Here is an 11510-nt window from a genome sequence, read left to right as displayed (position 1 = left end):
AAATACGAAGACGAGCAGTGCAATCGCACTGCTCAAATCTTATTCATGTAGCCATATAAATGATGTTGTTGCGGAATATATTTCCTGATAAATAATATCCGCCATTTCACTTTCAGAAGCTTCTTTATTTTTTTCTCCTATTTCTCTTCCCACTTCATTGTTATGTAAGTCCATATCTCTATGTGCTGTTTTTGGATATCCATCTGATTCTGTTCCTGTAACATCTTTGTCTTCATGAGCAGTTGCAAATAACTCTGCCCTTTCTTTTCCTATTAAAACAGTCATTTCAGCATTCCAAATTCCATGACGAAAAGCATCACTTCTGTTTCCTAAACCATTTGTCCCAAATTTTGCCTCTGTCTGCGAAGTAGCAATATTTTTTGCTTTATTTACCTTTAGGGCATCAAAAGGATAACGAATACATAGTTTCTTTTCTGAATCTGTAAGCGCATTCCAAATATCTATAATCCCTCTTTCCACATCTTGATGATTGGCTTCCAAAAAAGACATGAGCATTTCTTCTGAGTAATCTGGGTGAGTAGCCTTAATGTTCTGGATTTCTGCAATCAATTTTTCAAAATCCTCTTCTTCTGCACCAATCAAATCACTTCTTTGCTGGTCATTTTCGCTTGCCATAACAGAGAATGGAAAAGCCATTATCACCACCAGCATTAGGCTGAATACTTTAAATAGTTTCTTCATAGAATATACCTCCAATCTCATATTATGATTATATTTTACCATATTTAATGTACTATCCCATCTACATGTAATTTTTTCGATTCCCTGTGTAATAATTCCCATAGAGGCATTTTCAAAAAAAAGAATGGCAGTATTAAACAACCGCCATTCCACTCTTCATATACTTTTTACCACAGTAAAATGCAACCCAACCGGTATCTTCCAAATTTACCCATTTTTAGCATTTTCTATCTTTATTTCACTTCTATTTTTACTGTTCCTGAAAAATCATTACCTACAATCCCGATATAATTACTGCCATCTGGTAATGTTATTGTATTTTCATAAGTACCTGTTGTTTTTATTAAAGTTTTAGGTTCATTGCTACCAGAAATAATGAATATTTCAGCTTCTCCTTTTGTTATTTCTAGGTTACAAAACAATTCAACCTGCTTCCCTGCCGCTCTTTCTATTGTTGTTCCTCCAAAAAGATATTCTGTATCAGAAAATTTTTTGTACTCTGCTTGATATGTCCCCGTATAATAATCTTCCCCATAATCTCTTTTCCCTTGCAGGTTTATATCATTGGTTAATTGTACTTCTCCCACCTTTTCGACTACTGCATTATATTTTTCCAACACCTCCTCTTTTGAACACCCAGACAATAACAAGCAAAACATTAGAATAAAGAAACAACTTTTTTTCACTTATAACCACCCTTTCTTTGGTTTGACTTTTTTTGTTTTTGTACGAGTTTTTTTGTTCTCCTTTTCTTTCATTGTTGCGACTAAAATTACAGAAATAGCAACAATAATTATCAAGCTACATAAACACAATGGAAAACTCCATTGTACGGATGTATCATAACTTCTATACCCAATTAATCCCAGACTTGCAGTAATAGGATATATATTAGCCAATGTCATATTTCCTGCTGCAAACATACCTCCATATCCATACACAAAAGCAACAATGACACCTATCATAAAGCCGCCTGATAGTCTGCTTGTTATAACAATAATTGGTAATACCGCTAGATACAAAAATAAATTTTCCAATGTTATTTGTACTAATCCTTGAATTACCAAATTTACTGTAAATCCAGGAAAACCAACTATACATTCTGCAATTAACGTAAATATTGTACAAATAAGCCCAAATAATATTGATAACATTGCACATACAATAAGTTTTCCTACCAACAACTTTTTAAATGAAATTGGAATGGTAATAATATTCTTCAAAACATCGTCTTTTTCTTCCCGCGATATAATATATCCAGCAATCAAAGCTATGCACATTGGGAAAATCATTGACATATTATTTTTGATTACCTGCTCTATTAAGTATCGAAAATCCCATACAGATCCATCATTAGCCATAGAAGTAAAAAGTGTCAATAGAACAGAGAGTAGCATAAGAGCTATCCCCGCCCATATAATATGATAACGTTTTAATTTCAATAATTCGGTTTTTACAATAGTCCTCAATTTTATTCCCCCCTTTTCTTGTACAAACAGTCAATTAATAGTATTGAAATTCCTGCCATAATCCCAAGAATTAATATTACTTGAAAAGTTGAAGGAATTAATCCATTCATTTGTTCAAGGTTCATATTAATTCCATGTCTTTTCATATCTCCAGCACTCCAAAATGTTGTAAGCGGCGTAGGAAGTAACCATAATATTGTCTTAGGTAATGCATCGAAAAGTGCTGTTGCACTCATATTTAAAACGCTATAAAAAATACATAATAAAACAGAGAAAACATAAGTACGACTAAAAAATACCACTATAACAATCAATGGTAATGTTCCTGCGGTAATAAATATTCCTGTTTCAACCGCCAGAAATATTTTGTATCCTAAACCGTATACATCTAACGTAAACATACCAACCAGAACTGTTGCTACCGTTGATGCTATGCAAAATACAACGCCTATAATAAATAGCACTATAATTTTTGCTGTAACTACTTGCGTACTGGATAATGGGATTGTTTTAATATTTTTAAATGTATCATTATCACGTTCAATAAAAAACAACATAGCAGCTACTACTCCGATAATACAGGGTAATAAAAATTGGATTCCATACCCCAATACCATATTGAATAGTCCGTCAAATGCGTCCGCTTTATCAATATATTGCTCCATCATAGCTGGTGTTGTCATTAAATAAGCCAATGGAAGCGGAAACATAAATGCAGCTAAAGTTACTAAAAGAATAAACTTTTTTCTTTTCAATTTTTGAAATTCAACCTTAACTAATTTAAGCAATTCCTTCACCTCCGGTCACCCTTTTAAAATAATCTTCCAATGTTTCTTCGCATAAATGAACTTCTGTAATTTCCAATCCTTGCTTTACAAAAACATAAGTAATTTCTGATCTAGGGATTGTTGTATTATATAATTGAAGTCTATTTTTATCACATATTTGAAAATCATCACATTCAAATTCTTTTCTTAAAATTTCCGCTGCGCGCTGGCTATCCGATACCATAAAATTGACATAGCGACTATTTTTTTTCGCCAATTCTTTCATACTTTCTTCTTCAAGTAAAATTCCCTTATCAATAATCCCTATATCATCTGCCAGTAATTCTATCTCTGATAATATGTGACTAGAAATCAAAATAGTTTTTCCCTGAACATCACATAACTCTCTAATAAACGAACGTACCTCTGCAATACCTATAGGATCCAAACCATTAATAGGCTCATCTAATATCAGCAAATTGGGATTGTGCATAACTGCCAATGCAATGGCCAGTCGTTGTTTCATCCCAAGTGAATATTCCGCAAATAACTTTTTATCACGATAGGGCAAACCGACAACTTCCAAAGCATCTCTTACACACTTACTTTTATTTAATCCTCTAAGCTCCGCAAAAATACGAAGATTTTCAGTCCCAGTCAAATTAGGATAAAATCCTGGTGATTCTATTAAACTACCTATATGCGGTAAAATATCTTTACTATTGGTTTCCATACTTTTCCCAAATATTTTTATGTTTCCCGATGTCGGTTTTGTTAATCCTAACAGCATTTTCATTGTAGTCGTTTTTCCTGCTCCATTACGTCCCAACAGTCCATAAATTCTTCCTTTTTTCACATGCAAGTTCATTGCAGAAACACTCTTTTGCTCTCCATACTGTTTTGTTAAATTATTGGTTTGAATAATATATTCACTCATTTTTTTATACCTCCTTTTTTTATACTGTAATTATATACCAACTACATTGAGATTTCCTTGAAGTAACCTTGAGGTAACCTTGAGATTTTCCTCTTTCTCTATACTTCTTTTTCCACAAGATGTATAATAATTTAAACTATAAAATTTTAGGAGATAAAAATATATGTATGATAAATTTATACTTATCGTTGATGATGAACAAGAACTACTCACCCTTATTAAAACAATCTTTGAAAGAGCAGGCTATACAAAAATAATGACCGCAACATCTGGAGAAATGGCTTTACAAATAATAAGAGAAACTCTACCTGACATGGTTATTCTTGATGTTATGTTACCTGGTATGGACGGATTTGAGGTATTGCAAGAAATCAGAGCCCTCAGTAAACTTCCGGTTCTTATGCTGACCGCCAAAGATGCAGCCGAAGATCGTTTTTCTGGTTTTGAATTGGGAGCAGATGATTATTTAATCAAACCATTTTTGCCTAAAGAACTATTGTTACGTGTTCAAGCTATTTTAAAAAGAAGTTATCCTACAGAGAAACGAATTATAGAATTAGAAAATTCTTTTATAGATATTGATAAGGCAGAAATACATCGTGAAAATAAAATTATTCCTTTGACTGCTAAAGAATACAATATATTATTAAAACTTGTAGATAATGCCAATCACATTGTAACAATAGGAACTCTTTGCCAAACTGCTTGTGGTGAAATGTGGCAAGGGTATGAAACTACCCTCATGACACACATTCGGCATCTTCGAGAAAAAATCGAAAAAAATCCTTCTTCTCCTGTTTCACTGCTAACAGTTAAGGGGCTAGGGTATAAATTGCTAGTGAAAGGAGTAAAATAATGAAGCTTGCCAAGCGTTTTTTTAAAAAATATCTTCTTTCCACCCTTATTATATTGATTTTATTTTTTGTACTAAATATTATTTTAATATGTGGGACTTTACTCATGGCATGGAATAATTCTACTGATCCAGATATACCCGTCCAAACCATTAGCAAAAATATCACGCTCAATGTAGATGGAACAATTTCTTCTACTGATTATATAGAAAATATTCTAAAAAATAAAAGTGCCTGGGCGATGATTTTAAACGAACAAGGAAATGTCATTTGGGAAAAATTTTTACCCGAAGAATTGCCAAGAACCTATTCAAATTTACAAATAGCCAAGTTTAGTCGGTGGTACTTACAAGAATATCCTGTTTTTATCCAAGAACATTCTGCCGGCTTATTGGTTATCGGGTGCGAACCTAATAGTATAACAAAATACAATTTTTCAATAGATATTAATTATATTCACAGCCTAATAGTCGGTATCTTTTTAATGATTTGTTTTAATATATTACTGATATTTATATTATTCTGGCGTAATACACATAAAATAGAAAAATCTATAGTGCCAATCATTGACGGTATTGACTCTATTGCTCAGGGAAAACCCATTACCCTTTCAGAAACAGGTGAACTTTCAAGTATAAATGCTGAACTAAATAAGGCTGGAAAACATCTTCTACAAAAAGAACAGGCGCGTGCCGAATGGATTAATGGTGTTTCGCATGATGTCCGGACACCTCTTTCTATTATTTTGGGATATGCTTCTGAAATCGAAAAAAATGAAGATGCTTCGCAACCTGTACAACTACAAGCAAGTATAATTCGTAAACAAAGCGAAAAACTCCGTAGCCTAATCGCAGATTTAAATTTAACTTCAAGACTAGAATACTCTATGCAGCCTTTAATAAAAACCAGTTTTTCTCCTGTGGAGATTGCCCGCCAAGTAATCATTGGCTTTATGAATGGACCAATAGACAACAAATATTCTTTTGATTTTCATTCATCATCTGATATGATTCCAGTATTGATCAAAGGAGATACGGAACTTTTTTCAAGAATGCTAAGCAATCTAATTCAAAATTGTATTAATCATAATCCTCATGGTTGTGAAATAACAGTTGAAATTTTAAAAGAAAATGATACCTGTATTATTTCCGTCATTGATAATGGTGGCGGTATGACTTCTACACAAATAGAAAAAATGAATAGTGGTATTTTTCCTAATAATATGTACAATTCAAATGGGGAGTCTGTTCATGGATTTGGTCTAAAATTGGTTTACCAAATATTAACCGCCCATAACGGAAATATCAAATATGAAAATATACTTCCTCATGGCTTAAAGGTCATATTAGAGATACCTATTGAACATATTGATCCGTATGAAGAAAAGATCTCTTAAAAGAACAGGTGAAAGCCATTATCTGACTTTCACCTGTTCTTAATTATTTACACTATCATAATATGCTCCCTTTAACTGAAGTAGTTCCACATGTGTTCCGGATTCAATTATTTTTCCTTTTTCAACTACGTATATTGTATCAGCATCTTGTATGGCATTCAGTCTATGTGTAACTACAATCTGGGTAATATGTAGTTGTTTCAAATTATTACATATTCTTCGTTCTGTAAGAGGATCTAAGTTGCTTGTGGCTTCATCAAAAATAATAACTTCCGGTTTCAGTGCCAATGCTCTTGCTATAGCAATACGCTGTTTTTGTCCTCCTGAAATGTTCTGTCCATTTTCTCCCACAAATGTATTAAGTCCCAATGGGAATTTTTCTATATCATCTTTCAGTTCTACTAAATCTAAATAATGATATATTTCCTCATCTGTCAACGTATTTGTAATATCCACGTTTTCTCTAATTGTTCCATTCATTGCCATTGGAACCTGAGTAACTATGGCAAATATCCGATCTATATCCTCTTTGCATATTTGTTTTATATCTTCCCCGTTTACTAAAATTTGTCCTTGATAATGAGAAAAGACGTTCAATAATAATTTTGTAATTGTAGTCTTTCCACTTCCTGAACTTCCTACAAATGCTATCTTCTCCCCCTTTTTTAGCATCATACTAACATTCTCTACATCTGGCTTCGTGCTTCCATAGTAAGAAAATGTTACTTGCTGCATTTCCATAGACTCAAATGAATTAATATGCTGAGTACCATTTTTACGGTTAGATTTATAATTCATTAACTCTTTTAAACGAATCATTGTTTCCTTTAAAACATTAATTTGAGGTACCACCAAAGATAGAGTTTGAAATGGACCTGTAAAATATCCGGCAAGTGTGACAAAGGCTATTAACGTTCCTAATTCCAACCTATTATCACAAACCAAGTATCCTCCTATAACGTAAAGTATCAATGAAGAAGCTATTGAAAAAGCCCCCACCACCGACTCCATAATATCACTTATTTGTACACGCTCACGTAATCTCTTAATTAAATGCTTATAATCCTGTTTCAGACTATCACTCAGCATATTCTCTATTCTCATGCACCTTATTTGCTGGATATTAGTCAAAGTTTCTACCATTCGTGCCTGTAATGCACTCTGATCTGCAATATAATTTTTAACCTTTATTCTAGCTTTTTGATTTAAAATCATTACTATTGTTATCTGTATAACAGTCATTACTATTATAACTGCAAACAATGGTATTGACTGTGTTATCATCATTATTCCGCAAAAAACAGCAGTAACCACATCTATCACTGTTGAAATTAGAGCTGTTGATATAAATTCGTATATATCACTGACACTATTAAAGCGATTTTCAATATCTCCTGATGAATGGCTTTCAAAATAACTTAAATCAATATCAAATATTTTATTCAGCATTAAAAATATAGTATCTTTGTATATATTATTCTGTAAAATAAGTATTACCCTTTTTTTAGCTAAATTTGCAAGTAAATAACTTAATGCCACTGATAATATCAGTAACGCATATTTTACAAAATTGAAGCCTAATGTATCATACGTTATTTCATTGACTATTTTTTTTATAATGAGCGGTGGAATCAATATAATTCCCTGTGTAACCAACGTTAGAATACTTGCCAGAAATAATTTGCTTTTATTTATAGGTATAAGAAAAGACTCACGTTTCTCACGTTTATAATTCTTTTCTGTTGGTCGAACACATACAAGTACATCTAAAAAATTCTTTTTAATATATGAATAATCAACCTTTTCTTTTCCTTTTAAAGGATCTAAAAGTATATATTTCCCATATTTTTTCTCCGCAACTACAACATAATGATTTTCTTTTGAACACATGATAATCGGTAAACATTTTATCAAATTTTCTTCGGTTTCGTAGTTTCCATACGCCTTGAATGAAAAATTATGTTCTTCCGTAATTTCTTTCATTTTTGCTAAAGACATACCATTTCTTCCAATACTTGTTGTAGCTTTTAATTCACTAATATCTATCTTATATTTATAATATTGGAAGATCATTGTCAATGCTGCTATACCACAGTCTGTTGTCCCCATCTGGCGAATCAATGGCACACTTTTTTTGTGCATAAATACACCTCCCTAGTATAATAAATTAGTATTGGAAATAATAAATTCTATTATTTCCAATACTATCATTTTAGACTTCCAGAGCAATTACACAAGGTAAATCCTTTTTTATATCTCGCAGCAAAGAATATCCCATGCCACATAGTCCTGTCATAAATCCTTGCAATTTATATCCATATAGATACGCATTATCGCAATCAAATACACCATTACATACATTCTCAGCAATAATATCACGAATATCTACATAATATTTTTCTATCTTTTTATCTGAATGGTCTTTTAAATATTCAAATAAAATTTCTGTATTACCTAAATTACCATGACATAGACAATTGTTTCCTAAAATTCCCTCTTTTAATATTGTATTCACTGCTACTTTTATATCATTTTCTATCAAATCCGAATACCGCCCATTCAATATGACATTTACTTTAGATCGGCTAAGCAATATGCCTGCAGCGCCATGACACCAAGCAACGGTAAAACTTCCTCCATCAGATGCTTTTTCTCCTGCATATACCCTTTCGTCTTTCCAATTTCCTTTTTCTTTCACAAATAAAGAATTTTCAAATTTAATGCCATCGAGCAGTGATAATAAATACTCCTCTTTCTGAGTTACCTGCCATAGTTTTGCCAGTGCTAAAACTATTCCAGATGCTCCATGTGAAAATCCCGCTAACGGCGAAGTTCTTCCATCTCCATTCCATCCGCCTTTAATAGAGCCTTCCTTTTCCTGAGCATTTACTATTATATCTCCTGCTATTTCTGCCGAAGCGATATACTCTTTATTTCCAGTTAGCTGATACATATTGATCAATGTAATAACTGCGCCTGCATTACCATAGACAAGATCAAAACTGTTATCTCTGGTAATCGCTTTCTTTAATATTTTATAGTGCTTTTTTGCATAATCCAAATATTTTTCTTTATTTGTAATTTTATACAGTACCTCATAAGTGTACATTATAGACGCTTCTCCACCAAAGGCGCCACTGCTTTCATTTTCTATTCCCTCATTTCGTTCACACATCTCATCTGTGTATGTAAATAATTCCTTTTCAATCGCATTGCATATAATAAGGTACTCCTTTTGGGGATCAACAGCATACAATGCGTTAAAGAAAATTGCTAGCCCAGACATTCCTTCATATAAATAGGTACCAAGTGGTCTTATATCCCATGAGCAGTCATCTTCATTTCCTATTAGAGTAACACCAATCCAATTAACTTCTGTTCTATCTTTATTAAAAACAGCAGTTTTTATAAGAGAATCAGCCAATTTCTGAACAGCTTTTAACAGATGAGCCTTATTTTTTTCTCTGTGCGGAATCATTTTCATTTGTTGAAGCTCTATCTTTTTATCCTCAACCTGAAATTCGTTTATCTCTGTCAGAATAATATTCATGAACATTAATTGCCTTTTTAAATCATCTTCATCTAACAATACTATCTTTTTCTTTAAGTGTTCCAAACTGGTATATTCAAAATAGTCTTCGATTTTCTCACCTTCTGATCCGAAAAGAGATTTATCTGATGTATTGAGATAAAAATATGGAATGTCCATGTTTAACATGTCTTTTATCTCACATTTCACAACACCTTTATCTCCTTGTGTAGCTTCATACTGTTTAAATAAACTACACAAAAACATTTGTCTATCTCTTCCATCTTGCATAAAATCCGGATGAAAAGATGTGTGTAATAACATAGAATATCTTTGGGTATCCTGAACTAAATGGCGAATATTTAAATTACCAAACATGTCGGCATATTCAAGAAACTTTTCTTTGTTCTCCAAAACATATTTATACGCATCTTCAAATCCTGCATTTATTTCTTTTAGATAATGAAATGCTGATACATTTTCTCCATCTAATTTAACAAGATTTTGATTTACTCCAGTTGTAGGATGTTCATATACAAATCTCATATTTGAAGTACATAAATCCGCTATTTTAGGAATAACTATAGGATATTCCTTTCCCTCACTACCTTTAATTGCACTCATATCTACGCCTTGGCCCAAATTTGAAAACCTATAGTGTGGCAATAAACCTGAGTATAATACTGACTCATGAAGGATATAATTTATTTCCTCCTTTGCAGAATTTGTTCTCCCTCTTCTACGGTTGTCTAGTATAGTTTCTGCATCTATAATAATTGGATATTCTCCTGCGGCAATCACATTTTCTTCATGTAAATCATTTGTATTAAGAATATAACTACCGAAAATCAATATTCCAAATCTATAAAAATACCGTCTGATTTCATCCTCTGTTTTACAACTTTTATAATATACAAATTCCTCCCAACCATACTCCTGACAATCTAATATTTTTGGTTCATACATCTCATATTTACAACCAGCATTTATCTTTCCCAGAAAATCGAAATACACTTTTTCAATTTTTAATGAACGTGGTTTATACACAATTTTAGTGCCATTATCCAACTTAAGAATACTTACCCTATTCCCTTTTTTATGAGAATCCGAGATATTAGAACTTATTTCAACTACATTTTTAAATTCTAAACCTCCACAAAATTTATTCGCAATTTCATTTTTATCTTTATTAAGTCTTTCTAATAAAAGTACATAATAAGAAGATAAGTTTTCTACGGTTTCTGTAACTGAACGTAGTAAACATGGATATATATTGAAAAGCTCCTGTTTATACGATTTCTTACTTAAAAAATTATTATTATAATAATCGTATTCTTCCTCTGAATTTCTTCCATTCAGTTTTCCCGTCTTCTTACAAAGATACATTTCAAACATTAATATTCCAAGACTGATCTTCCCTAATCTCTCTAATAAGGTATTTGCGTATGTATCTATAATAGAATCCGTCAAAAAAAGACTTGTTCCATTTTTTAATATGTCTATTCCGTAATTGATTAAAGGTATAAAAAAATTATCAAATGCCAATTTTTCTCCTTTGAATCCGGAATAGTTATAATTGATTGGTTTTTCAAATAATTCTATTTTTACCTTTTCCATTTCTGACATCACGTGATTGTTTTCACATACATAATTTTCAGAATTTAAAACTTTTACTAAATCAATACCATAACATTTCTCAGCAACTCTTAATGTATCTTCTCCTAAAATCTTTTTCCAATATTCAAATATATCTTTTTTATTTTCTGCTTCTGATGTTGTATAACTTCTTTCTGTAAAATATGATGCTCTCTCAGTATTCATGTTCTTAAACACCCCATTCTGCTTTCCATTTCAAC

General features: G+C 31.9%; 9 protein-coding genes. 2 read left to right on the top strand and 7 right to left on the bottom strand.

Going from position 1 to position 11510, the window contains the following annotated elements; translation table 11 throughout:
- Positions 1-39: 39 nt before the first annotated feature.
- The 5 genes from ACYQ2D_RS00340 to ACYQ2D_RS00320 all read right to left on the bottom strand — a co-directional run bounded on the left by ACYQ2D_RS00340 (position 40) and on the right by ACYQ2D_RS00320 (position 3875).
- Entirely contained in the window at positions 40-702 is a 663-nt protein-coding gene (locus tag ACYQ2D_RS00340; protein WP_055056060.1) for a DUF6973 domain-containing protein, read from the bottom strand.
- 233 nt (positions 703-935) lie between these two features.
- On the bottom strand, positions 936-1361 hold the full coding sequence (locus ACYQ2D_RS00335) for a hypothetical protein (protein ID WP_117467776.1): 426 nt from the start codon (positions 1359-1361) through the stop codon (positions 936-938).
- A gap of 27 nt (positions 1362-1388) precedes the next feature.
- Positions 1389-2171: an ABC transporter permease gene (locus tag ACYQ2D_RS00330; RefSeq protein ID WP_055056062.1), complete on the bottom strand. Its 783-nt coding sequence runs from the start codon at positions 2169-2171 to the stop codon at positions 1389-1391.
- Between the two features lie 2 nt (positions 2172-2173).
- Positions 2174-2959: an ABC transporter permease gene (locus tag ACYQ2D_RS00325; protein ID WP_055056063.1), complete on the bottom strand. Its 786-nt coding sequence runs from the start codon at positions 2957-2959 to the stop codon at positions 2174-2176.
- Entirely contained in the window at positions 2952-3875 is a 924-nt protein-coding gene (locus ACYQ2D_RS00320) for an ABC transporter ATP-binding protein (protein ID WP_055056064.1), read from the bottom strand. Before ACYQ2D_RS00320 ends, ACYQ2D_RS00325 begins: the two co-directional genes overlap by 8 nt.
- Positions 3876-4038: 163 nt before the next feature.
- Here ACYQ2D_RS00320 and ACYQ2D_RS00315 point away from each other — a divergent pair, with 163 nt between their 5' ends.
- Positions 4039-4731 carry a response regulator transcription factor gene (locus ACYQ2D_RS00315; RefSeq protein ID WP_055056065.1) on the top strand — a complete coding sequence of 231 codons (693 nt, stop codon included), beginning with the start codon at positions 4039-4041 and terminating at the stop codon, positions 4729-4731.
- The gene (locus ACYQ2D_RS00310; protein WP_055056066.1) at positions 4731-6125 is read left to right on the top strand and encodes a sensor histidine kinase; all 1395 of its coding nucleotides are present in this window, start codon (positions 4731-4733) and stop codon (positions 6123-6125) included. The genes ACYQ2D_RS00315 and ACYQ2D_RS00310 overlap by 1 nt, the downstream gene beginning before the upstream one ends.
- Before the next feature lie 39 nt (positions 6126-6164).
- Here the strand turns inward: ACYQ2D_RS00310 and ACYQ2D_RS00305 are convergent, their stop codons facing one another.
- The gene (locus ACYQ2D_RS00305) at positions 6165-8267 is read right to left on the bottom strand and encodes a peptidase domain-containing ABC transporter (RefSeq protein WP_055056067.1); all 2103 of its coding nucleotides are present in this window, start codon (positions 8265-8267) and stop codon (positions 6165-6167) included.
- A gap of 70 nt (positions 8268-8337) precedes the next feature.
- On the bottom strand, positions 8338-11475 hold the full coding sequence (locus ACYQ2D_RS00300; protein ID WP_128865982.1) for a type 2 lanthipeptide synthetase LanM family protein: 3138 nt from the start codon (positions 11473-11475) through the stop codon (positions 8338-8340).
- Between the last annotated feature and the right edge of the window lie 35 nt (positions 11476-11510).

Source organism: Blautia stercoris, assembly GCF_054657695.1.
Note: the sequence above shows the minus strand (reverse complement) of the source record. Positions and strands in the feature narration are given on the sequence as shown.